Here is a 22,901-nt window from a genome sequence, read left to right on the forward strand (position 1 = left end):
GCCTCTAAACCAATTCGCGTAATGAACTGACCAGCGCATCAATATCTTTGCGTGTGTTCGTCTCGGTCACGCAAACCAGAAAATCGTTGGGCCGTCGCGGGTCGTAACGCGACAACGCGATTCCGCCGTCGATTCCTCTTTCGCTCGCGAGCTTTGCCAGGAGCGTTGCTGCCTCGCCGGGGCCGCTTACGACAAACTCGTCGAAGAACGGAGCGGAAAAGGGAAGCGAGAAGCCTTCGATTTCCGCAAGCTTGCGCGCGGCATAATGCGCCTTCTGCGCGCATTGCTGCGCGACTTCTTCAATGCCGCGCGGGCCCATCGTTTCCAGGTAGATTGTCGCCGCCAGTGCGATCAGTCCTTCGTTTGTGCAAATGTTCGACGTGGCTTTCTCGCGGCGAATGTGTTGTTCGCGCGTCGCCAGTGTCAGCACGTAGCCGCGGCGACCTTTTGCATCGAAAGCCTCCCCGACCAGGCGACCGGGAATTTGGCGCGCGTATTTGTCGCGTGTCGCGAACAAGCCCACGTAAGGCCCGCCAAAAGAAAGCGGCACGCCGAACGACTGCCCTTCGGCGACGACGATGTCCGCGCCGCAAGCGCCGGGCGACTTCAACAAACCAAACGAAATCGCTTCCGTGACCACCACAATCAGCAATGCGCCAACCGCGTGAGCCTTGTCGGCCAGAGCCTGCAAGTCTTCGACACAGCCAAAGAAGTTTGGTGACTGCACCACGACCGCCGCCGTTTTGTCGTCGAGGCCGGTCAAACTGTCCGCCGACGTCGCCCCGGTCTCAGTCGAATACGGCGAATGCTGTAGTTCAATGCCGGCGTGCTGCACATACGTGTGCGCGACTTGCAGGTACTCAGGATGAATCGCGGATGACGCGATGACCTTCGAACGTCTCGTCACCCGTTCAGCCATCAAGACGGCCTCGGCCATCGCGGTCGAGCCGTCGTACATCGACGCATTCGCGATATCCATCCCCGTTAACTGACACACGAGAGTCTGAAATTCAAAGATTGCCTGAAGCGTGCCCTGGGAAATCTCCGGCTGATAAGGCGTGTAGGCGGTGAAAAATTCTGAACGCGAAATCAAATGGTCAACAATCGTCGGACTGTAATGCGAGTATGCGCCGCCACCGAGGAAGCTGATGCGTCGAGCGGCTTCGTTATGGACCGCCATCGCATCGAATTTCTTCAACAGCTCCAATTCCGAAAGCGCGGCCGGAACCGCCAAAGGGCCGCGCAGCCGCAGCTCCTCCGGAATTGAATCGAATAGGTTTTCTATTGAAGCGACACCGATTTGGCGCAACATCTCGGCGCGTTCGTCGGGCGAGTTGGGAATGTAGCGCAACGCTTTACTCTTCGGCTTTCGTGAAATCTTCGTATTCGGCGGCGGTCAAAAGGCTGTCCACTTCGCCGGCGGCGTTCATCTTTATTTTGATCATCCAGCCTTCGCCGTACGGATCCTTGTTCACTTTTTCGGGCTCGTCGTTGAGTGAATCGTTCACTTCAGTGATGGTGCCCGAGATGGGCGTGAAAATTTCCGACACGGCTTTGACCGATTCGACTGAGCCGAATGATTCGTGCGCCGGAAACGTTTCGCCCGTCTTCGGTAGTTCGACGTAAACCACGTCGCCCAGTTGTTCCTGAGCGTGATCAGTGATTCCGACCACCGCCGTGTCGCCTTCGACGCGGACCCATTCGTGGTCCTTGCTGTAGTGAAGATTATCGGGAACGTTAGCCATTGACTCTCCTCGAATCAGAAGTCAAAAATCAAAAATCAGAAGTCAGCAAAATTACTACTACTTAGCTCGCTTGTAAAAAGGCAGCGGCACAATTTGCGCACCGACCATCCGTCCGCGCACATCGATTTCGATCGCAGTGCCAACCGCCGAAAGTTCCCTGGGCACGTAACCCATGCCGATGTTCTTCTTCAGGAAAGGCGCCGGGCTTCCCGAAGTAGCGCGGCCGACACGTTCGCCGTTTACCAGAATGTCCTGTCCATCACGCGCGATGCCGCGATCGGTGACTTCAAAACCGATCAACTTCCGTTTGATGCCTTCCTCTTTTTGTTTCGCAAGCGCCTCGCGGCCAATGAAGTCGCCTTTGTTTAGTTTCGTAATCCAGCCGAGGTTTGCTTCGAGCAGCGTGGTGTTCTCGTCGATCTCGTGGCCATACAGGGCCATGCCCGCCTCCAGCCGCAAAGTGTTTCGCGCGGCGAGGCCACACGGCATCACGCCCTCATCGGTTCCATAGTTTCCCGCGTCGAGAATCTTGTTCCAGAGTTGTTCAGCCTTTTCCGGGGCGGCGTAAACCTCGAAACCGTCTTCACCTGTGTAACCGGTGCGCGAAATGATCGCGTCAATTCCATCAACCTTGCCCAGGGTGAAGTGGTAATACTTAATCTCTTCCAGGTTGGTTTCGGTTAGCTGTTGGAGAATTGAAATTGCTTCGGGACCTTGCAGCGCCAGTTGGCAATACTCAGCGCTCGCGTTGCGTAACTCGATGTTTTCTCCGGCGTGGTGCGATTTGATCCATTCCCAATCTTTGTCGGTTGTCCCCGCGTTCACCACCAGCAGCAGGTGATCTTCGGCCATGCGGTAGACCAGCAAATCGTCAATCACCGTGCCCTGCGGTGTCGTTAACGCTGTGTACTGCGCCTGACCATCTACTAACTTCGAAACATCGTTCGACGTCAGTCGATTAACGAAGGCAATCGCATCGCGCCCACGGACATCGACCTCGCCCATGTGCGAAACGTCGAACAGCCCCGCACGTGTGCGCGTGCGCACGTGTTCGTTAACGGTGCCGGCGGGATACTGAACCGGCATGTCCCAGCCACCGAACTCAACCATGCGTCCGCCCAGGCGGCGATGCGCTTCATTTAGCGGTGTTCGTTTCAAATCAACTGCGGGTGCTGACACTTGTGCGCAAAACCTCACTTGCAGAGGGAAGTATTTTCAATAAACGATCCGGTAAATTCGGAAACTAACATGCGGGTTACTCCAAAGTCCAACGCCCGGACAAGTCCAATGTCCAACGTCACATGTCCAAGGTCGATTGCCCTCCCGTGTGAGCCCGGACTAAAAACGCGGCGACGTTTGAGGTTAGGGCAGAGGGAGGGCTTTCCTTAGACTTTGGACTTTGGACTTTGCGACATTGGTTGGGAAGCGAACTTCCACTCACTGTCACCCGAAGTTACGCCTGAATTGCCATCCTGCGGCACACTCGCAGAAATCCTCAGCAAAACCCGCGTGAAGTTAGCTGGCATGGTCATTGCCAAGTAACAGCGCCCGTCCCTCTGCAGAGGGCACTTGAAATGACGGAAAGGCGCCGACCAAGATTATGAAAAGAACGGCACGCATCAACGCAAGCGGATTCAGCATACTACAACTGGTAATCACGGTTGCCCTGGTGATGATCATCACGGGTTTCGCGGTAGTTGGCATCACGCGTGCCCGCGATCACGTTCGTCTTGTAAACTCGGCGCGACAGTTCGCAGCCTATGTAGAAAAATCGCGTGCAGACTCCGTCCGCCGGCATGCTGCGCCCGCCAACGCAGCGACGGTTGCCGTTCTCGACAACAACACCTACGCCATCACCCTGGATTGGGACGGCTTCGGGGCGGTCAGCACCCGGAATTTCGATCTCGAGCAGGGGGTCACCTTTACTACGATAAAAACCATCGCGTTCGACTGGCGCGGCCGCATCCCGCAGGAAGAGTCGTTCGGATTTGACAACGGCAGGAACCAGGTAAACATACATGTCACCGGATCAGGCGACGTTACCTTTGATACAGAGCAATTCTTTGACGCTTCAGTTCCGGCCCCCGCGATAACGGGCACGGGCGGCAGTGTGCTGCCTGAGCCCGGTGCGACGCCCGGCTCCGGGTACGGCTCGCCATCGCCGTCGCCTTCGCCAGGCGCAAGTCCGTCACCAACAGCGGGAGTGAGTCCGACCCCGACGCCAACGCCAACTGCGACGCCCACGGCGACGCCGACAGTGAGCCCGACGCCAACTACGTCGCCGTCACCGGGCGTATCGCCGTCACCGGCCGCATCGCCGACGCCTGGGACTTGTGTAATTAACGCTCCGGACGCAATCACGATCGTCCAGGACGGTTCGGCCTCGGTTAGCGTGAACCGCACCAACGTAACCGGCACCGGCACGATCAATGCGAATTCGAGTAACAGCGGTCAGATTCAGGTCAGTCCTTCTTCGCGAAGCGTCAGTGGCACCGCTGCCGGATCATTCACGATTACGGTCAAGAAGCAGTCCGGTTCAGTCACATTCTCAGCGACCGGCTGCACATCCAAGACCGTTGAAATAACGGTTCCGTAACCTGGGAGATAATTGTGAATCGCAAATTTTCATTTCCGAAACGCAAGACGCAGCGCACAGCTGGAAGCAACGAAGCGGGCTTTACGTTGCTCGAAACGTCCATCGCGTTGGTGGTGTTGGCCATCGCCGGTTTAGGAGTAGCCGCGTGCTTCTTCTATGCCGCGCGAAACAACAGCAGCGCCCGGGATCGCGAGCTCTCGATGGCGGTGGCACAACAGACGATGGAACAATATAAAAACGCTGCCTTCAATGACGCTGCGCTGAATGCCACAGGTGTCAACGGGCTTACCAGCACGCTTACGCGCGGAGGCCGAAGTTACCAGGTGGTGACTACGATCACCGATTTGAACGTCCAGGCGGGGACGGCGCGGACAAAGACGATCGAGGTCCGCGTCACTCCCTGGAGCGACAGTGAAAGTGTGGCGCGCAATACTACGTCGGTGTTTGGATCGGTGAGAATTATTTCTCAGCGGACGTCCCCGGTGGTTGGTCCTAATCGTGCACTTTGAGGAGAGGTTAATTCCATGAGCAAAAGATTGAGAACAAAAAAATCGGAAGACGGCTTCTCATTGTTCGAATTGATCATCGCGATGACCATCACGTTGTTGGTGCTGACCGTGGCGACCACATTGCTCGCGCAATCGCTGAATATGCGCACACGCTCAAACGAGAATGTCGACGCATTGGCCGATGCCGAGCGGGCCATCAATATTATGTCGCGTGAAATTGCACAGGCCGGTTTCAATATCAACGACAACGGCATTGTGCCGGAGGATTCGGTGGTAGATGGAAACGGCAACAGCATGATTCGCGTGCGCGCCAACCTGAACAGATACGACACGGACGCTCCCGCCGCAGCCAGAAATGGAATAGGCGAGCCGGGCTGGGATTCCGGCGAAGACGTTAAGTACTTCATTCACCCGGCGGGAACTACCACCTTGCTGGCCCGCTACGATCCGTATGCCCAGGACGGCCCCGAATCGACAGTGGTGGCAAATCGTCTCGACCGGATGAGAGTGCACTACTTCGCGCAAAGGGTTACTTACACCACACCGAATTGCGGCACGAGTCGGGCCGCGCGCTGCTGTGACATCGAGAACGCCTCAGCCGCTGAGGTGGCGCCCGCAGCCGCGCGATACGTGGTAATCGCTGTTTGTGTGCAGCAATCAGAAACGGGCGCGCCGGGCAGCCCCGGATATCAACCGGCGCATAACCTTCTGTTAACCAGCGACGTCACACTGCGCAATGCGAACCTGACAACTTACTAGTTGGAGACTGCGATGAACATTCAGAACGTCCAAAGCAACGGTCGAGACAAAAGCCAACGAGGCGCCGCGCTGATAACTGTGTTGATGATGTCAACGCTGATGCTGGCGACGGGTGGGGCACTGGTGCTGGTCACCAGCTTGTCGAACCGAACCGCGATCGATGCTACCGCTGAGAGGCAGGCGTATTACAGCGCCGAGGCCGGCATTCAGGACACCCTCAACATTTTGCGGGGCAACGTGAATCCACAGCCTGGCATGCCCGCCGGCAGCCAAATCACTTTTCTTCGCGCCAAAACGGCGGCGAGCTCCAATCTGCCGGGCGACAACAGCACCACGGCGCGCTTGTCCGGATGGCTGAACTACAGTTATGTGGGGGCCAATGGTGATAATCGTGTGCCGCTGACCGCAAATTACTCGCCGCTGAACGGCCTGGCGTATTCGGTTCAAATACTTGATCCGGATGGGACGGCTAATGGCGTTGAACCATCGCGACTCCTGATTCGTGTCCGAGGCTTTGGGCCGAAGGGAGCGGAGAAACGGATGGAAGCCATCATTCGCCGCACGACTTTTGACTACAACGCTCCCGCTATGCTGATGATGCGCGGCGCTGACGATTGCGCGGCAATGACTTTTGACATCGGCGACAGTAATGCCAAGGATTATTCGGGGCACGACAACACTAGCACCACAATTCTTCCGGCGTTCGGCTCGACCTGCGATGGTGACTTGGCGATCGAAGAGGCTTCCGACGGGAAAGAGACTGTAGAACTTCCAAAGGCCGCTAAAATCGATATTTCATCGCTGCCCGTGTGGTTGCAAAACGTCAACGACGCCCGCTTGTTTGTCGCAGAGCAAAAAGCCGACGCGATCGTTCAGGGTCGTTATTTCACCTCATTCGACGGGAATGCCGAGGGCTTTACCTTCGTCGATGGGGATTGCGACCTGGATGGCGGATCCGGACTGCTGATTGTCACCGGTACTCTGACGATGGCCGGCAACCCCAATTTCAATGGGCTGATTCTGGTCCTTGGAGAGGGACGTGTTGAGCGAGATGGCGGCGGCAACGGGGATGTTTACGGAGCCATGGCGGTGGCTCGATTCAACGCAACCGGCGGTTTCCTCCCACCATTCTTCGACACCAACGGTGGTGGTACTTCTACAATGAAGTACGACTCGACCGCCCTGCGACAAGCCATGAACACGACCGGTCCGCGCGTGCTCGGCATTCACGAACATTAAACTGACGGATTCACGAATACTAAACTGAACAGGATCTCCCACCTTATTCCTTCAAACCCTTCCCTTCACGCTGGTTGCACGCCGGCTTTGCCCTTAGCGAGAAAAAACATGGCCAGAATCGACGACCTCCTCAAACTCATGCGCTCACAGAGAGCTTCCGACTTGCACCTCACCAGTGGCTCTGCGCCGTTCATGCGCATCAACGGGGAAATGGTCAAGCAAAACTACAAGAGTGTGTCGGCTGACACGTGTAAGAGTTTGATCTTCGAAGTTCTTAGCGACAGCCAGCAGGAGCTCTTCAATGAACGGATGGATCTGGACTTTAGCTATCCACTCCAGGGCGTGGGACGTTTTCGCGTCAACGTCTTTATGCAGCGTCACGGGATCTCAGCTTGTTTCCGGCTGATTCCTGAACAAGTTAAAACAATCTCCGAATTGAACCTGGCGGACCAATTGTCTGATCTGATTAACGTATCCGAGGGCTTGATTTTAGTGACCGGGCCGACGGGTTCAGGCAAGAGCACGACTCTGTCTGCGTTTATCCACGAAATAAACATGCGGCAGCAGTCGCATATCATCACGATCGAAGACCCGATCGAATTTGTCCACGAGAACCACCAGTGCCTGATCAGTCAGCGCGAAGTCGCCAGCCACACGAAATCCTTTGCAGCGGCACTGCGCGCGGCGCTGCGCGAGGATCCGGACATCATTCTCGTCGGCGAGATGCGCGACCTCGAGACAATTTCACTCGCCATTACCGCTGCCGAAACCGGCCACCTGGTGTTTGCGACCTTGCACACCAACAGCGCGGTCAAGACGATCGATCGGGTCATCGACGTCTTTCCCGAGACGCAGCAGTCACAGATTCGTGTGATGTTGGCCGAGAGTTTACGCGGAGTGGTAGCTCAATCGTTATTGCCGCGCTCAGGCGAACAAAGTCGAGTTCCGGTGATGGAAGTGATGGTCAATGTCCCGGCCGTCGCGAACCTGATTCGCGAAGGCAAGACCCATCAAATCGCGACCGTGATGCAGACCAGTCGTGGTCTCGGCATGGCCACATTTGAAACGGCCACCCACGACCTGATTAACAAGGGATTGATTTCGAAGGAAGACGGGATGAACTTCCTGCGCCGGCGCAGCGCGGCCAAACAGATGTCCGGCATCACTAACACGCCGCGAGTCGCAGGCAGTTCAGCTGTGAACTAACTGCTCGGGACCGCGGCGATTTGTTCCGCACTAGCTCGACTTCTGGTGGCGTTCAATCCACACATTTTCTTCCACGTAACCTACCGAAAACTCGTAAGAGTAATGATACGTGAAGAGTTGGCCGCACTGCGGACACTTCTTAGTAATCTCGTATTCCTTACTCGTGTCCCAGAATCCCTCCGGGGTGGGATAGGCATCCACCAGGCCTGCGACGCCGCGGGGCAATACCTCGCCTTCACGCAGGTTCGCCGCGGCAAAGTCGGGAATGGTCCGGCATGTCTCGCAGCCTAAAGCTTCCATAGAGTCCGCAGAAAAGCCTTGTTGACAATAGCTCAGAGACTTTGTTCGTAACCAGGTCTAACATTAGCGTATGACTGCGGAAGCGACGACTCATAAGGGCCAACTGCGGATTACGCACAATGACGAAGGCAATCATCTGGCGCGGGGAATCAAGCTCGCGCTCGATGGTAAAGAGTTGACTGTGCTCAAGAGTGGGAAAGCTTTGGTCATCGATGTCGAACCAGGCAATCATACGGTTCGCGCAGACAACACATTTCACAGCAGGAATATCGAGTTTGAAATCCAGCCCGGCGAGCAAGCGCACTACAGGATCTGGAACAAGCGCGGATTCGGATCGTGGATGGTCGAGTTGTTCGGCGCCGGTCCAATCTATCTGGCGATAGAAAAAGCGGAACCGGTAGAGTCAGCGGCGGTGCCGCTAACCCCACCCGCTCCTGCAGACTAGTATTGAAATTACGGTACGTGAGGCTCGCCAACACTCGGATAAAGATTACCGGGTGTCGAGGGCTCCGAACCGAATGGCGCGGGCGTGCTGTGCAACGACGCGAAGTCATCCTCAACAGCGTTAAGGTCTGACTTATTGTCAGCACCCTTGAATATCGACTTAGCTTCTGCGACGACCTCGGAGGCGCGATCGCGTATGTCACGGGACATTTTTTCGGCGTATTCGCCGGCTTTGTTAGCTGCGCCTTCGGCCTTCTCCTTAATCGAGTCCCGGCGTCCCCGGCCGCGATCGGGATCGAACAGGTACATTAATGCGGCGCCCAATCCAAGACCGCCAACCAAAGCAATTTTCTTATTCATAAACACTCCTTCTTCTAATTCAGGTTATTACACGCCGACTTACTCAGAGCGTCGTTTTTGATCGCCGCGATCGCCCTGGCCAGGTTCGACTTCCGTTTCCGCTTGTTGACGACGGTCCTGAGTCAGCGATTTGCCGACATCCACGACATCGTCGAAACGACCTTTATCGTCCCGTCTGACGAAACGCTTGTCTGTTCCGGTGTCGATTAGTTCTCGTTTGCTTGTTTTGTCTGAAGCCATCTTGCACTCTCCTTATGAAAATTTATCGCGCATGTAGCCTTGGCGAACACGATTGGCGAAAGTGTTCGCGAATGATCCACTGCGCCTCCTGAAAACGCGATTAATCCAATTGGAGTGCAATCCTGATGCCGTTAGGCAGCGGCTCGAGGTCAGAGGCGAGGTCAGAGGTTAGATAGGCTTTGCCGTAAAGATCTGAAAGTTTACGGTCTGCAGGTTTTGCCTGTCATTCACACCGGCTTCAGCCCGGTGATCCACAGCCGCTAAGGCAAAGGAACCGTTTCAACGGTTTCTCCCGGCGAAGACGCTGGACAATAATCAAGATCTCGGTTCGATGGAAAAACCGTTAAAACGGTTTCATGGATCTCTCCCGGCCAAAGATCAACAGGCTGAAGCCCGGTGTGAATAAGAGACTTGAACTCTCTGACTTTGAGGCAAAGCCAAGTCGGATTCAATGCGTGAGGCGGGAAACTGTCGCGGGAGAAGCCGTGCCTCCACTTTGATTCAGGTAAGCGCGCACTTTCGGCGGCATGCGTCGCCGCAAGAGCGCGTTGCGGGCCTGCCATTGATCGGCTGCATCCATCTCGATTAGAAAACGAAGTTCTTTGGCCTCGAGTACGGCGATGGGAACGCCGTCGCGATACAACAGACGATTCGATGCCGCCTGCGGCAACCTCGGTCCGGGGAGGAGAATGCCCAGCAGGTTTAGAGGATCGGCGGCACTGATCGCGACCATGGATCCGTCGGCTTCGGTCCGGCGAATCGAGCGGAGCAGATGCACCGCGTCCGGCGAGGCGAATTGCTCACCTGAAAACCCGCCGACGAATCGACCCCCGCGCATCTCGCCGCGTGCTTCCAAACGCCGAAACACGCGCAGCAGGTCTCGCCACGGAATGTTAATTGATTCGCGATCGAGCAGCTTTCGAAATACGACGCCGTATCGTTGCAGCAGTTTCATTGCGACGGCTTCGAGTGATTCACGATCCGCCTCAGTACGCCCGCCTCTGGCGTGCTGATCGCCGCCTTTTTGCGGGCCCGAGGCCTGCGTACCGACTGCCGGTGTACCGGCGCGAACGATCACCCATCTGCCCGCTTCGTCCATGCTGTAGACAGGCTTGCGGCGGCGACGCCGGCTCTCAATCGCTCGACTGGTAGTCTTGCTCAAGGGTGTCAGCAGCGCGCGCAAACCCGTAAAGCTGTCGGCGGTGAGTAACCCACGAAAGACGAGCTCACCCAAAGCTTCTTCAACCATGCTCGGCAGAAGATTCGTGCCGGAAACGATATCGACGAAAAATGACGCGCCGTGCTCTTTCAAGTAATCGTAAACCGTCTGTGTATTTGTGCTGAGATTCGTTCCGTTCTCACGAGCGGGAAACGCTTTGCTCCAGGTCGGTACGTTCTTTCGATTGAGTAGTACAACGGGAGTGCTGCGCACCGGCGACGAACTGGTCGTCTTCTCAGGAGAAATCTTTGGCGGCGACAGACGCAACCACGTCAGCCGGCCCGACAGACACAAAGCGTCGAGCCACGCCGGGTCGTAATCGGTAATTCGCGACGGCAGGATTTCAGATTCCCAGGAACCAGCCGCAGCATCGAAACCTTCCAGTTGATCGAGGATCGCAGCCACACTCTGCGGGCCTTCGACCTTGTGCTGAGGCGTGACCTTTTGCCAGACGAAAAGGAACCGCATAAAGTCGGCTGCCGAAACCGGTTCAATCTCTTTGCGCAAGCGGTTCAGCGTGTAGCTGTGAATTCGGGCGAGCAGACGACGCGAACACCACTCTGTTGGTACGCGCGCGTCCTCGCGCCCTTCCTGAGCAGGCGCGGACGCCTGCGTACCGTTCGAAGGCGTAAACTGTCCCTGCATCGCAAATCCTTCGCCCTCAAGCTTCGCCAAAGCCTGTTCAATTTGGTTTGGTGGCAGCGAAAACGAATCAGCGAGCTGAGAAACAGTGACCGGACCGAGTCCATCAAGTCGCCCCCGCAGAACTTCAACGAGCGCTTCCAAAGGCGTCCAGGTCTCGTTTGCGTAACTCGCCGGTGGCTGGATTTGGGGATTTAGAGTCGCGTCCGGATAAACCGCGCGCAATTGATGCAAACGTTCTGCGGCAACCCAGAGGTGAGCGGCACAGAATTCAGTCTGCGATCCTCCCGGTGTTTCGCAGGCGGAAGGCTGCAGCACAGTCGCCCGGCGATCACGCACCAGCTCATCAAACAACTCTTCCCAACCACTCTTCCGGCCTTCTTCGACCGTCATGAACCCGAGCTGCATCAGGGCATCGTGCAACTCGTCCGCATTCTCAGCATACGGCCATGCTTCTTCGCGTACGCGGTCGATTGCCGCCTGATCCAGCCGGCCCAAATCGGCTGCGGTCTCAGCATCGAGAAACCTCCGATTCATGACCGCTAGGGTGCGCCGCTCTTCCGCCGGCGCATCGTCGAGAAATGCATACGGCTTCGCCGTCAAGATTTCCTGAGCAAGCGGCGATGGCTCGTTCATTTCCCGCGCGATAAGTGTCCTCTCGCCCCGCTCGATCGATTGCAGCAGACGCTCAAGCCCGCGAATGTCCATCGCCTCTTCCAAACAGTCGCGCACAGTTTGCTCAACCAGGGGATGCGCCGGAATTTCAATCGGTCCAGTCAGGTTTTCCGCGCACGCCAGCTGATCGGGAAAGACAAGCGCCAGCAAATCCTCGGCGGCCATGCGTTGAAGTTGCGGCGCGACTTTGCCGCCACTGCGCCAGCGCGGAATTGCGAGGGCGCGGGTCGCGTTCCAGCGCCAACGAATATTGAACATCGGCGCATCCAGCAGCGCCTGCGTCAGCACGTCGCACACGCCTTTAGAGTTCAGGAACTTGAAAATCGTTTCGAGCGGAAAACTGTGAGTCGGTCCAAGCGAGAGTACAATCGAATCTTCAGTCGCCGCCGCTTGCAGCTCAAAATTGAAGCTGCGACAGAATCGTTTGCGGAGCGCGAGCCCCCACGCACGATTCAGCCGGCTGCCGAACGGCGCATGAATGACGACGTGGGTGCTGCCATTCTCGTCAAAAAACCTCTCAGCGACGATTTGCTCCTGAGTCGGCATGGTGCCCAAGGCAATTTTCGTCAGCGCGAGATACTCAACAATTTGTTCCGCCGCGCTTTGTGAAAGACCGAGCTCATTAACAAGGTACTGGAGTGCGGAACCATAGATTACGCGCGTTTCTATTCCCCTATCCGGGTCGCCGGGCACTGCCACCCCACCCCCTAACCCCTCCCCGCTTGCGGGGAGGGGAGTCAGGACGTCCTCGTCCGCATCTTCGTTCTGCTCCAATCGCCCGGCGATTTCTCCCCGCAGTCGCGAAACTGACACCGACAATTCTTCCGATCTACCGGGCGCTTCACCCAGCCAGAAAGGAATTGATGGCGGCTGCCCGTGTGCATCGAGCACGCGCACTTCACCGGCGCCGACGCGTTTGATTTCGTACGAGTTGTTGCCGAGTTGAAAAATGTCGCCGGCAAGACTCTCAATCGCAAAGTCCTCGTTCAGCGTGCCGACGAATGTCTCGGACGGTTCAAGGATGACGCGATAGTCGGACGTATCGGGAATTGCCCCGCCGTTGGTGATGGCGGAAAGTCGCGCGCCGCGCCGGCCGCGAATGCGCTGATTAACGGCGTCATGATGGAGATACGTGCCCCGGCGGCCGCGTCGCGTGGTGAATCCTTCCGAAAGCATGCGGATGATTTCGTCGAATTTCTCGCGCTTGAGATTGCGGAAAGGATAAGCGCGCGTGACCATCTCGAATAGAGCGTCTTCGGTCCATTCTTCGGGCGCGACCGTCGCCACGATTTGCTGCGCGAGGATATCGAGCGGCTGTTCCGGAATTTCCAAATGATCGAGTTCACCGCGCCGGACTGAGTCAATCAGCGCCGCGCACTCAACGAGTTCATCCCGCGACAACGGAAAGACGCGCCCTTTCGGAAAGCCGCTGACCGTGTGATTCGAACGGCCGATGCGTTGCAGCAAGGTCGAGATGGCGCGCGTCGAACCAATCTGAATCACCAGATCGACTGCGCCGATGTCTATGCCCAGTTCGAGCGAAGCCGTCGCCACCAACGCGCTTAGTTCGCCTGACTTCAAACGCTGTTCGGCAGCCAGACGAATCTCCCGCGCCAGGCTGCCGTGATGAGAAGTGACGTTTTCGTCGCCCAGCCGCTCGCCCAAATGCCGCGCGACGCGTTCAGCCATGCGGCGCGTATTCACAAACACCAGCGTCGTCTTGTGCTGCCGAATCAGTTGGGCGATGCGATCGTAGATTTCTTCCCAGACCTCGTTGGACATCAACGATTCGAGCGGCGAATTCGGAACTTCGATCGCCAGATCAAGCCTGCGCACGTGGCCAGAGTCGATGATGGTGCACCGCGGCGCGCCATCTGCTTCGATGTTTCGGGCGCCGACCAGAAAGCGAGCGACTTCTTCGATTGGTTTTTGGGTCGCGGACAGGCCGATGCGAACAAGGTCTGGGTGCGCAGGCGTCCCGCCTGCTTCCTGGTACGCAGCCGTCCCGGCTGCTTCCTGATCCTCAGCGGGCCGGAGGCCTGCGTACCGGTCCGTGACCAGGGCCTCGAGCCTTTCAATCGACAGCGACAAGTGCGACCCGCGCTTGTCGTCCACCATCGCATGAATCTCATCGACGATCAGCGTGCGCACGGTACTCAACATGCGGCGACCGCCGTCGCTCGTCAGCAGAATGTAAAGCGATTCCGGCGTCGTGACGATGATGTGGGGCGGCTTCTTCGTCATGGCCGTGCGATCTTTCGCCGGCGTGTCGCCGGTGCGCACGAACGTGCGAATTTCCACGCCAGTGACGCCCGCGGCTTCCAGGTTCTGCTGAATTCCGTTCAGCGGCTCCTGTAAATTAATCTTGATGTCGTTGCTGAGCGCTTTGAGCGGCGAGACGTAAACAACCTGGGTTTCATCAGTCAGCGTTCCTGCGACGGCTTTCCAAACCAGGTCATCGATCGCCGAAAGGAACGCCGCGAGAGTTTTCCCCGATCCGGTGGGCGCCGCGATTAGCGTGTGTTTTCCGGACTTGATGGCCGGCCAGGCTTCCGCCTGCGGCTCAGTCGGCGCAGGGAACTGCTTCAGGAACCAGTCGCGAACCGCTGGGTGAAATGACTCAAGCGCTTTCATGGGGCGGCCAGTGTACCATGAATGAAACAAGGCGTTAAGCTCTGAAAGAAGGTTCGAATCCACAGATTACACGGATGAACACAGATTAGAAAAAGGAGACGAAGGCTGGGTAGCGAATTTTTGAAATCTCTGCGCCCCCTCTGCGTCCTCTGCGCCTCGGCGGTGAGTATTCTTGAAGACTTTTCACCGCAGAGACGCTGAGGTCGCAGTGACTGCGCAGAGAAAATTGAAATTAGGACACTACTTGAAGGTGGCCGTTTCTTATCTGTGCAAATCTGTGTAAATCTTTGGACTGATGGCGACCAAAGCTACTCGCGATTATCATCCAGCCAAACACACGGCGGCTCCGCGCGCGCGCGCGACGCAAAAGCGCGTGGAGATCCCGAAGAACGCCGAACACTTTGAAGTCACGCTGTCAGGCCGCACCGTCAGGCTCACAAATCTCAAGAAGCCTTTTTGGCCGGAGCTGAAGATCACAAAGCGCGATCTGCTTCAATACTATGCAGACGTGTCGCATGTGCTCCTGCCTCATCTCCAGGACCGCGCGATGGTGATGAAGCGTTATCCAAACGGCGCGGCCGGCGAATTCTTTTTCATGAAACGCGCGCCGTCGCCGCGGCCCGAATGGATTGAGCTGTGCTCGATCGAGCACGGCTCAGGAAACATCATCGACTTTCCAATCATTCAGGATTTGCCGGCGCTGCTTTGGGTAATCAATCTCGGTTGCATCGATTTGAACCAATGGTACGCGCGCTGTGACGACGTCGATCGGCCTGACTACATGCACTTCGATCTCGATCCCGTGCCGGGCGCGACTTGGGAAAATGTCTTAGAGACGGCGCTGGTTGTCCGGGAAGCGCTGGACGGTCTAAAGATGCCGTCATATGCGAAGACGACCGGCTCAAAGGGTATTCACATCTACGTGCCGATTGTGCGGGGTCCCACGCAGAAGCAGGTTTGGACACTCGCGAAAGAAATTGGTCACCACTTGGCGTCAGCGAATCCGGAATTGATCACGGCGATTTACAAAGTCGCTAAGCGTCCCAGAGGGCGCGTGCTGGTCGATTACAATCAGAACGCCTGGGGGCGGACCTTGGCTTCGATCTATTCAGTGCGGCCGACGCCGAAAGCAGCTGTCTCGACGCCGGTGACGTGGAAAGAGATCGAAAAGGGAGTTCGCATCGAGGATTTTCATCTCGGCAACGTGCGGAAGAGATTTGATAAGCTCGGCGATCTCTGGAAGCCTTTGTTAGATAAACGAAAGCGTTTTGATCTGAAGGCGTTCCTGAAGTGAATTAGTGGCACAGACTTTAGTCTGTGAATCCATCGAGAAAACTCAGACTAAAGTCGGTGCCACTGCGCTGCATCATGACGAACCTGGATCAGCAAATCGATTACTGGAATGATGTCGGTCCCGCTAAGCCTTTCGCGCACCCGGTGAACATCGACCGGCTCAGTCAATACTTAACCTCGGAGAGTCGCATTCTGGATTTTGGTTGTGGATACGGTCGCGCCCTGGGGTTTCTGTTCGAACACGGCTATCAAGATCTAATCGGCTTTGATCCGGCGCCCGCGATGGTGGCGGCGGCACGGGCTCGTTATCCGGGCATCGTTTTTCAAGAGATCACAAACCCGCCGTCTCTGGCGCTTCCCGATCGATCCGTTGATGCGACGCTTCTTTTCAGCGTTCTCACTTGCGTGCCCAGTGACGAAGGCCAGGTGGCCGTCATTTGCGAGATTGAACGCGTGCTAAAACCTGGCGGCTTGCTTTACATCAGCGACCTCTGGCTGCAAACCGACGAGCGAAATCGCGAGCGATATGACCGTGATGAAGCGAAGTACGGCACTTACGGAGTATTTGATTTGCCTGAAGGCGTGACAGTTCGTCACCACGATCCATGTTGGTTCGAGCAACTGACGCGCGACTTCCGCACGGTTGCGCTGGACAACATCGATGTGCGCACGATGAACGGGAATCCGGCGAAGGCTTTTCAATGGTTTGGATTGAAGCAAGCGTCAGAAGCCCGACCGTGAGCGAGGGCGATGGGCAGATTTCGTGGCGTAGCGACGGTTGATGTCAGACGTCGCTAACGCGACTAGAAAAAGACGGTTGCCGCGATCCCGGCGTTAAAACGCCGGGCTAAACTCAAATCGACGCTACACGTCGGATAGAACGATCCTTATGACGCTACCTCTCAAACAACCTTACCTGCCGATGGAAGCAAAGTCTGTCGAGCAGCTTCCCGCCGGCGACGCGTGGCAATACGAGCCGAAGTGGGACGGTTTTCGCTGCGTTGCGTTTCGCGACGGTGCGACAGTCGATCTGCAATCGAAGGCCGGGCAGCCGCTTGGTCGCTATTTTCCCGAACTGGTTGAGGCGCTCGGAAAACTGAAGGCAAAGCAATTTGTCATCGACGGCGAGATTGTCGTGCCGGTGAAGGGCAAATTTTCTTTCGACGATTTATTGATGCGTATTCATCCGGCCGCCAGTCGCATCAAGAAGCTGGCCGAGGAGACTCCGTCCAAGTTGATCGTCTTCGATCTCCTGGTTGACGACCGTGGCAAATCGCTTGTCGATCTGCCATTGAAGGAACGGAGAAAGAAGCTCGACGCGTTCGCGAAGAAGCATTTTGCGAAGCACAAATCGATTGAACTGTCGCCGTGCACGTCGGACTTAAAGATCGCGAAGGATTGGCTGCGCGGTGCGGGCGTCGATCTCGATGGCGTCATAGCGAAACGAGCGGACATGCCATACCAGAGCGGTAACCGTCATGGCATGGTCAAGGTCAAGCGCCTGCGCACAGCCGACTGCGTAGTCGGCGGATTTCGTTATGCGGAAAAAGGCAAGGTAATGGGCTCGCTGCTGCTCGGCTTGTACGACAAAGATGGTTTGCTGCATCACTGCGGGTTCAGCTCGAGTTTCAAAGCGGCTGAAAAACCGGCGCTCACGAAGAAACTCGAAAAGCTGGTTAAGCCGCCCGGCTTCACCGGCAACGCTCCTGGGGGCCCGAGTCGTTGGGCTACCGAACGATCGGCTGAGTGGCAACCGCTGGCTCCCAAGCTCGTCGTCGAAGTCCAGTACGATCATTTCACCGGTGGCCGCTTTCGCCACGGCACCAGGTTTCTTCGCTGGCGGCCCGACAAGGATCCCCGGCAGTGCACCTTCGATCAGTTGAAATAATTGAGCGGCGGGGGCCGCGCATGCCTATCAAGCTGAAAACATTGACAGCCTTCTGGCCTTGAGATATTTAGATCGGCGCGTCTCGGCCAGTTTTATCCGGCCGTCTCAAGCGCCTGCGCTGGTTGTTCCTTCGCATCCGGCCCGTCCCGCAAACAACAAGCATCAATCAAACACATGCCAAAGAAACCACCCAGGAAGGCCGGTGCTACGAAGAAGGCATCGCCGCCGCAAAATGAAATTGCGAAAGAGTCTTCGGCGAAACGCAAGGCCCCGAAGATTCGTCTGACAAGTCACAAGGCGCGCAGTAAATGGTTTCAGCCGCGTTCGTCGTGGCCCGTCCGCGAAGCGCCTATTAACCGGCTGGTGCGCGAACGTGCGCGTGCGAAAAAGCGTCTGACCCCGGCAGAGGATGTCGATGTCAAATGGGAATGCGTCGGTCCTTACAACATTGGCGGCAGAGTTACGAGCATTGTCTGTCATCCAAAATATCCGGAACGTCTTTGGCTGGGCGCGGCCGCAGGCGGCGTCTGGCACAGTCCCGACGGCGGCCGCATTTGGAAATCATGTTGGAACGATCAGGATGTGCTGAACATCGGCGCGCTCGCCATCGACGAGCGCAATCCTGAAATCATTTACTGCGGCACCGGCGAAGCCAATCTATCTGCCGACTGTTATCCCGGCGTCGGGCTGTATCGCAGCACGGACTCGGGACGCAGTTGGCAGTTACTTGCTTCCACAAATCGCACCGGAATCCCGCGCGCCATCGGGGTCATCGCCATCGATCCCTTCGATGCGAAACATCTCCTGATTGGCGGAGTTGGTTTCGGTGAAGTTAGTGCTGAGGCAGATAGCCTGGGCGGCATGTACGCTTCATACGATGGCGGCGTGAGCTGGCAGCGCGAAACGTTCATCTCAACGCAGAACTACTGGTGCCATTCGATTGTTTTTCATCCTGCGAAGCGTGGTGTCGTGTTTGCGACTTTCACGGAACAAGGATCGCGCAGCGGCATCTGGCGTTCAGTTAATGGCGGCAAAGACTGGCATCAATTGACCAACGGTCTTCCCGATCCCGCACTGTTCGGGCGCACCAGTTTGGCGATTAGCCGCTCAAAGCCCGCAGTGATGTACGCGTTTGCGGCGACTGAGAACAGCGGAAGAAGCGACCTGATGCTGGGCGTCTTTCGGACCACCGACGGTGGCGAAAGTTGGACGAAAATCAGTAAGAAGCAATTCGACGATGAGGATCAGATTTCCTACAACAACACGATCGCTGTTCATCCCACGGATCACAATTACGTGATCTGCGGCGGCGTCGACCTGCACCTGACCAAAGATGGCGGAGACAGCTGGCGCCGGGTGACTCACTGGGACGCGTTTCGCGGTGACTCAAATTACGCCCACGGTGATCATCATGCGGTCCTAATGCCGGCGGCGGCGCCGGGTCTGATTTACGATGCGAACGACGGCGGCTTGGACGTCAGCGAAGACGGCGGGCGCAAGTGGAGCAATCGCAGCGCAGGTTTGGCGATCACGATGTTCTATGACCTGGATGTGGCGCCCAGCGATGGACGTTTCTATGGCGGCGGCGCCCAGGACAATGGAACGCTAATCACAAAGACGGGCGACGGCTCAGCGTTCACTCAGATTTACGAAGGCGACGGCGGCTGGCTGGTGTTCGACCCGCAGGATGCGAGTCATCTCTACTGCTCATGCTACAACCTGGACATTCGTAGGTATCGGGGCGGGCGCCGCCGGGATGTCTCGCCGCCGGCGACTGAAAGTGAAAAGCGTGCGATTTGGATGTGCTACATCACCGTCGATCCTGCTCGACCGAACCGAGTCTTCACCGGATCGCATCGCGTGTGGCGTTCTGATGACGATGGCGAAACGTGGCTTGCGGTCTCGCCAAAGCTGGACGGTAGTTCGATTACGGCAATCGAGGTCGCGCCCGCCAATCCAAGGCATGTTTATGTCGGCACGGAAAACGGCGGCTTCTTTAGCAGTGCGAATGGCGGAACGGAATGGAGCCCCAATCTTTCCAGTTCGACGATTCCCGGTCACACAATCACGCGGCTCGAAAGTCATCCGACTGATGAAAACACTGTGGTCGCCACCGTCGCGAACTTTGGTCACTCACATGTCTTTCGCACGCGTGACGGTGGCCGCACCTGGGAAGACATCGACAAAGGACAGCTCCCCGATGTCCCACATCACGCCGCCATCATCCGCCAGGACGATCCCGAAAAGATCTATGTTGCTAACGACGCCGGCGTCTATATGCTGGATTCAAAGGAAGGCACGTGGACGAACTTAAGCAAGAATCTGCCGAATGCGATGATCGTTGATCTCGTCTATCACGAAAAGGACGGGACGTTGAGTGCGGCGACTTACGGAAGAAGTATCTGGCGGATTAAGCTGAAGTAAGGTCAGGTTGGTCTTTTAGACAGCCGATTATTTCGAGCCAGGATCAACCACCCGCTACCGCAGGTGGTACTGACTTCTCAGTGGCGCTTCTTGAACCATTCCGCGCGCCGGCGCAGGTTACCCGGAGGTTCAGGAAGCTTTCTCTTTTCGCGATCTTCTTCAGAGGTGCTCTGCTGCTCCTTCGATTTCTCGTCGTGCTCGCCGCGTTTCGTTTCGCGGTCCTTCTTATCAGCGTCCTGGTTTGGCATGTGGAGATTGTAACAGCATCTCTTAAAAGTTGAACCGCCTACAATTGCAGGCGGTCCCAACTCATCACAGTGCCGCAACGCCTTATTGCTGCAGCAGGAAATTGTAGGTAATCACTCCCTGCACCTTCACCGGTTGATCACCCAGTTTTGTCGGAGTGAAGCGCGCCCGACGTGCAGCATCCACTGCTGCTTGAGTTAGCATTGGACTGCCTTTCACAGCCTGCGCCGAGATGACCTTGCCCGTTTCATCAATCACGATCTGAACGTTCACGGGCCCTTGAATCCGCGCTTGCTTCGCTATAGTCGGATAAGTCGGCCTGGGCAGTTCGATGGCATTCCCCCGAATAACTCCCTCGCTCACAGTGACCGTGCGTTTCGGCGGCGTCGGGGGAATAGGTGGGATCACCGTCTCGACAACTTTTGGTGTGCCACCGGTGCAGCTTACGCATGCGGACGTATCCGGAGTAATTCCAGATGGCGGATTCACATTTCGAGTAGTAATCGAAAAAGGTCCCCTTATTGACGGCACGTTTGACGCCTCAGTGCCAACTTTTTCAGGCACACGCGTCGGATCGTTCGTGGGGGCCACTCCTATTGTTCTTTCAGGCACAGTGATATTTCGGTCAACGGGAGCGTTGGCCTGTCTCGGTCTGTGAACCGGCGGGGAATCGCGAGGCCGTTCAGGTTCCGGGGCACGGTTCACTGGCGGGATCCACATTTCCACCAGCATGTCCGTCGTTTGCGCTTCGACTTGCGCATCGAAGGTCAGAACACCAACGACACCTGCGCCGCACAGAAACAATGCGTAGCTGGCCACCGTGGCGAGAAAGAACGAGCTGCGGCGCTTGAATGCCGACTTGTCGGCACTCGACTCAATCAGATTGGTAAACATCCTGGCTTCCTCCTGTCTTGCCGGTGCCGTGTTCGGGTCGAAGAAGCTGCAAACTTAGAAACTGAATTCTCCTGGTTTGTTCCCCAAAGAATGTACTTTGTTCTTTGTACTTCGTCCTTTGTACTTAGTTCGCATGTCATGAGTTGAAAGGATCAAGCTGGAATGGCGTACAAAGAACAAAGCACGAAGTACAAAGCACAGTCTTTTAATTTGGACACTCCTGCCTGATTCCATTAGGATAGCGCCGCCTTAGCACCCCTGATCTTCAAGGAGGGTAGTAATCATGGCTACGCCCCAACCAGTCGAAGAGCTAAATCCTTTTGAAATCGCCAAGCAGCAGTTCGACCGCGCGGCGGACTATCTCGAGCTGGAAGACTCGATGCGAAACGTGCTGCGCAGCGCGAAGCGTCAACTGATCGTTTCCATTCCGGTGAAGATGGACGGAGGCGAGACAAAAGTTTTCGAGGGCTATCGCGTGCAGCACAACATTGCCCGCGGGCCCGCGAAGGGCGGCATTCGTTATCACCCGAACGTCACGCTCGATGAAGTCAAAGCATTGGCGTCGTGGATGACCTGGAAATGCGCGACGGTGAACATCCCTTACGGTGGCGGGAAGGGCGGCGTCGTTTGCGATCCGAAGAGTCTTTCCATGAGCGAACTCGAACGCTTGACGCGCCGCTACGCTTTCGAGATTGCGCCGATTATCGGCCCGGATCGAGACATTCCCGCGCCTGATGTTTACACCGACTCGCAGACCATGGCCTGGATCATGGACACGATCTCGATGGTTCGCGGTCACACCGAACTTGGCGTGGTTACCGGCAAGCCTTTGTCGCTGGGCGGTTCCCAGGGACGCCATGAAGCGACCGCGCGCGGGGCTTTGTATGCGCTGCGCGAAGCCTGCAAAGTCCGAGGAATAAGTTTGAAGAATTCGACCGTGGCCGTGCAGGGATTTGGTAATGCGGGTTCGATCATTGCGCGGTTGGCCGCCGCGGATGGAGCGAAAGTCATCGCCGCTTGTGATTCCAAGAGCGGCGTTTACTCGGCAAGTGGTCTCGATATGACCACCACCCTGCAACATAAAGAGGAGACCGGCGCGTTGCGTGGTCTGCGAGGTTGCCGTGAGATCGCTCCGGACGAGGTGCTCGAAATTGAATGCGATATTCTTTGCCCGTCGGCCCTGGAAAACAGCATCACGCTGGGCAACGTGGGCAAGGTCAAAACAAAAATCATCGCGGAACTGGCCAACGGCCCGACCACTCCCGGCGCCGATCGCGTCCTGGAAGACGATGGCGTGATTGTGATTCCGGATATTCTGGCGAATGCCGGTGGGGTGACGGTGAGCTACTATGAATGGGTGCAGGATCAATACTCGTTCTTCTGGAGTGAAGACCGCATCAACCGCACGCTGGAAGAAACCATCGCCAACGCATTTCACAAAGTGCACGAGAAAGCGCGTTACTATGGCGTGGACATGCGCACCGGCGCCTACATTCTGGCGATTGATCGGGTGGCCGAAGCGACGCGGGTAAGGGGAATATTCCCGTAGGAATTTGGAGTGCGGCGGCTTGACGCCGCTTTCTCGAAT

The 22,901-nt window shown here is 56.7% G+C and carries 20 protein-coding genes; 11 read left to right on the forward strand and 9 right to left on the reverse strand.

From position 1 onward, the window contains the following. Nucleotides 1-4: 4 nt before the first annotated feature. From gcvPA to gcvT, 3 genes are read right to left on the reverse strand one after another with little or no spacing between them, the layout of a single operon-like run. Complete coding sequence (gene gcvPA / locus VFX97_15250; protein ID HEX5704556.1) at nucleotides 5-1,351, reverse strand: aminomethyl-transferring glycine dehydrogenase subunit GcvPA; 1,347 nt, start codon at nucleotides 1,349-1,351, stop codon at nucleotides 5-7. 4 nt (nucleotides 1,352-1,355) lie between these two features. Further along, a complete protein-coding gene (gene gcvH, locus VFX97_15255) occupies nucleotides 1,356-1,745 on the reverse strand; it encodes a glycine cleavage system protein GcvH (GenBank protein HEX5704557.1) in 390 nt (129 codons plus the stop codon). A 57-nt stretch (nucleotides 1,746-1,802) separates the two neighbouring features. After that, complete coding sequence (gene gcvT, locus VFX97_15260; GenBank protein HEX5704558.1) at nucleotides 1,803-2,924, reverse strand: glycine cleavage system aminomethyltransferase GcvT; 1,122 nt, start codon at nucleotides 2,922-2,924, stop codon at nucleotides 1,803-1,805. Nucleotides 2,925-3,345: 421 nt separating this feature from the next. Between gcvT and VFX97_15265 the strand changes: the two genes are divergently transcribed. The 5 genes from VFX97_15265 to VFX97_15285 all read left to right on the forward strand — a co-directional run bounded on the left by VFX97_15265 (nucleotide 3,346) and on the right by VFX97_15285 (nucleotide 8,054). Then, nucleotides 3,346-4,341, forward strand: coding sequence for a hypothetical protein (locus tag VFX97_15265; GenBank protein ID HEX5704559.1), 996 nt, complete (start codon nucleotides 3,346-3,348; stop codon nucleotides 4,339-4,341). Nucleotides 4,342-4,355: 14 nt separating this feature from the next. Then, nucleotides 4,356-4,850, forward strand: a complete 495-nt coding sequence (locus tag VFX97_15270) for a prepilin-type N-terminal cleavage/methylation domain-containing protein (protein ID HEX5704560.1) — start codon at nucleotides 4,356-4,358, stop codon at nucleotides 4,848-4,850. Nucleotides 4,851-4,865: 15 nt separating this feature from the next. Continuing rightward, complete coding sequence (locus VFX97_15275; protein HEX5704561.1) at nucleotides 4,866-5,609, forward strand: prepilin-type N-terminal cleavage/methylation domain-containing protein; 744 nt, start codon at nucleotides 4,866-4,868, stop codon at nucleotides 5,607-5,609. 12 nt (nucleotides 5,610-5,621) lie between these two features. Then, a complete protein-coding gene (locus VFX97_15280; GenBank protein ID HEX5704562.1) occupies nucleotides 5,622-6,848 on the forward strand; it encodes a pilus assembly PilX N-terminal domain-containing protein in 1,227 nt (408 codons plus the stop codon). Between the two features lie 108 nt (nucleotides 6,849-6,956). Further along, on the forward strand, nucleotides 6,957-8,054 hold the full coding sequence (locus VFX97_15285; protein HEX5704563.1) for a type IV pilus twitching motility protein PilT: 1,098 nt from the start codon (nucleotides 6,957-6,959) through the stop codon (nucleotides 8,052-8,054). 30 nt (nucleotides 8,055-8,084) lie between these two features. Here the strand turns inward: VFX97_15285 and VFX97_15290 are convergent, their stop codons facing one another. Beyond that, nucleotides 8,085-8,354 (reverse strand): hypothetical protein, encoded by a 270-nt coding sequence (locus tag VFX97_15290; GenBank protein HEX5704564.1) that lies wholly within the window; start codon nucleotides 8,352-8,354, stop codon nucleotides 8,085-8,087. 70 nt (nucleotides 8,355-8,424) lie between these two features. Here VFX97_15290 and VFX97_15295 point away from each other — a divergent pair, with 70 nt between their 5' ends. Next, nucleotides 8,425-8,799 (forward strand): hypothetical protein, encoded by a 375-nt coding sequence (locus VFX97_15295; GenBank protein HEX5704565.1) that lies wholly within the window; start codon nucleotides 8,425-8,427, stop codon nucleotides 8,797-8,799. A gap of 8 nt (nucleotides 8,800-8,807) precedes the next feature. Here the strand turns inward: VFX97_15295 and VFX97_15300 are convergent, their stop codons facing one another. From VFX97_15300 to VFX97_15310, 3 genes are all read right to left on the reverse strand, one after another. Continuing rightward, nucleotides 8,808-9,158: a YtxH domain-containing protein gene (locus VFX97_15300; GenBank protein ID HEX5704566.1), complete on the reverse strand. Its 351-nt coding sequence runs from the start codon at nucleotides 9,156-9,158 to the stop codon at nucleotides 8,808-8,810. A 39-nt stretch (nucleotides 9,159-9,197) separates the two neighbouring features. Beyond that, nucleotides 9,198-9,398 (reverse strand): hypothetical protein, encoded by a 201-nt coding sequence (locus tag VFX97_15305; protein HEX5704567.1) that lies wholly within the window; start codon nucleotides 9,396-9,398, stop codon nucleotides 9,198-9,200. Nucleotides 9,399-9,846: 448 nt separating this feature from the next. Beyond that, a complete protein-coding gene (locus tag VFX97_15310) occupies nucleotides 9,847-14,568 on the reverse strand; it encodes a DEAD/DEAH box helicase (GenBank protein HEX5704568.1) in 4,722 nt (1,573 codons plus the stop codon). Between the two features lie 295 nt (nucleotides 14,569-14,863). Between VFX97_15310 and ligD the strand changes: the two genes are divergently transcribed. The 4 genes from ligD (at nucleotide 14,864) to VFX97_15330 (ending at nucleotide 20,173) form a co-directional block, all read left to right on the forward strand. Continuing rightward, nucleotides 14,864-15,862 carry a non-homologous end-joining DNA ligase gene (ligD, locus tag VFX97_15315; protein ID HEX5704569.1) on the forward strand — a complete coding sequence of 333 codons (999 nt, stop codon included), beginning with the start codon at nucleotides 14,864-14,866 and terminating at the stop codon, nucleotides 15,860-15,862. A 74-nt stretch (nucleotides 15,863-15,936) separates the two neighbouring features. Continuing rightward, complete coding sequence (locus VFX97_15320; GenBank protein HEX5704570.1) at nucleotides 15,937-16,602, forward strand: class I SAM-dependent methyltransferase; 666 nt, start codon at nucleotides 15,937-15,939, stop codon at nucleotides 16,600-16,602. Between the two features lie 148 nt (nucleotides 16,603-16,750). Beyond that, nucleotides 16,751-17,749, forward strand: coding sequence for an ATP-dependent DNA ligase (locus VFX97_15325; GenBank protein ID HEX5704571.1), 999 nt, complete (start codon nucleotides 16,751-16,753; stop codon nucleotides 17,747-17,749). A gap of 174 nt (nucleotides 17,750-17,923) precedes the next feature. After that, the gene (locus VFX97_15330; protein HEX5704572.1) at nucleotides 17,924-20,173 is read left to right on the forward strand and encodes an exo-alpha-sialidase; all 2,250 of its coding nucleotides are present in this window, start codon (nucleotides 17,924-17,926) and stop codon (nucleotides 20,171-20,173) included. A gap of 77 nt (nucleotides 20,174-20,250) precedes the next feature. On the opposite strand, the gene VFX97_15335 is transcribed toward VFX97_15330, so the two are convergent. Then, entirely contained in the window at nucleotides 20,251-20,421 is a 171-nt protein-coding gene (locus tag VFX97_15335; GenBank protein HEX5704573.1) for a hypothetical protein, read from the reverse strand. A gap of 82 nt (nucleotides 20,422-20,503) precedes the next feature. Further along, the gene (locus VFX97_15340) at nucleotides 20,504-21,313 is read right to left on the reverse strand and encodes an energy transducer TonB (GenBank protein HEX5704574.1); all 810 of its coding nucleotides are present in this window, start codon (nucleotides 21,311-21,313) and stop codon (nucleotides 20,504-20,506) included. Nucleotides 21,314-21,596: 283 nt separating this feature from the next. Here VFX97_15340 and VFX97_15345 point away from each other — a divergent pair, with 283 nt between their 5' ends. Beyond that, a complete protein-coding gene (locus VFX97_15345) occupies nucleotides 21,597-22,862 on the forward strand; it encodes a Glu/Leu/Phe/Val dehydrogenase (GenBank protein ID HEX5704575.1) in 1,266 nt (421 codons plus the stop codon). The last annotated feature ends 39 nt before the right edge of the window (nucleotides 22,863-22,901 follow it).

The organism is Pyrinomonadaceae bacterium (genome assembly GCA_036277115.1).
GTDB lineage: Bacteria > Acidobacteriota > Blastocatellia > Pyrinomonadales > Pyrinomonadaceae > UBA11740.

What these genes read in the sequence shown, in the direction of transcription:
- gcvH (HEX5704557.1), bottom strand. Translation starts at nt 1,745, where the DNA reads ATGGCTAACGTTCCCGATAATCTTCACTACAGCAAGGACCACGAATGG.
- VFX97_15265 (HEX5704559.1), top strand. Translation starts at nt 3,346, where the DNA reads ATGAAAAGAACGGCACGCATCAACGCAAGCGGATTCAGCATACTACAA.
- VFX97_15275 (HEX5704561.1), top strand. Translation starts at nt 4,866, where the DNA reads ATGAGCAAAAGATTGAGAACAAAAAAATCGGAAGACGGCTTCTCATTG.
- VFX97_15280 (HEX5704562.1), top strand. Translation starts at nt 5,622, where the DNA reads ATGAACATTCAGAACGTCCAAAGCAACGGTCGAGACAAAAGCCAACGA.
- VFX97_15285 (HEX5704563.1), top strand. Translation starts at nt 6,957, where the DNA reads ATGGCCAGAATCGACGACCTCCTCAAACTCATGCGCTCACAGAGAGCT.
- VFX97_15290 (HEX5704564.1), bottom strand. Translation starts at nt 8,354, where the DNA reads ATGGAAGCTTTAGGCTGCGAGACATGCCGGACCATTCCCGACTTTGCC.
- VFX97_15295 (HEX5704565.1), top strand. Translation starts at nt 8,425, where the DNA reads ATGACTGCGGAAGCGACGACTCATAAGGGCCAACTGCGGATTACGCAC.
- VFX97_15300 (HEX5704566.1), bottom strand. Translation starts at nt 9,158, where the DNA reads ATGAATAAGAAAATTGCTTTGGTTGGCGGTCTTGGATTGGGCGCCGCA.
- VFX97_15305 (HEX5704567.1), bottom strand. Translation starts at nt 9,398, where the DNA reads ATGGCTTCAGACAAAACAAGCAAACGAGAACTAATCGACACCGGAACA.
- VFX97_15310 (HEX5704568.1), bottom strand. Translation starts at nt 14,568, where the DNA reads ATGAAAGCGCTTGAGTCATTTCACCCAGCGGTTCGCGACTGGTTCCTG.
- ligD (HEX5704569.1), top strand. Translation starts at nt 14,864, where the DNA reads ATGGCGACCAAAGCTACTCGCGATTATCATCCAGCCAAACACACGGCG.
- VFX97_15320 (HEX5704570.1), top strand. Translation starts at nt 15,937, where the DNA reads ATGACGAACCTGGATCAGCAAATCGATTACTGGAATGATGTCGGTCCC.
- VFX97_15325 (HEX5704571.1), top strand. Translation starts at nt 16,751, where the DNA reads ATGACGCTACCTCTCAAACAACCTTACCTGCCGATGGAAGCAAAGTCT.
- VFX97_15330 (HEX5704572.1), top strand. Translation starts at nt 17,924, where the DNA reads ATGCCAAAGAAACCACCCAGGAAGGCCGGTGCTACGAAGAAGGCATCG.
- VFX97_15335 (HEX5704573.1), bottom strand. Translation starts at nt 20,421, where the DNA reads ATGCCAAACCAGGACGCTGATAAGAAGGACCGCGAAACGAAACGCGGC.
- VFX97_15340 (HEX5704574.1), bottom strand. Translation starts at nt 21,313, where the DNA reads ATGTTTACCAATCTGATTGAGTCGAGTGCCGACAAGTCGGCATTCAAG.
- VFX97_15345 (HEX5704575.1), top strand. Translation starts at nt 21,597, where the DNA reads ATGGCTACGCCCCAACCAGTCGAAGAGCTAAATCCTTTTGAAATCGCC.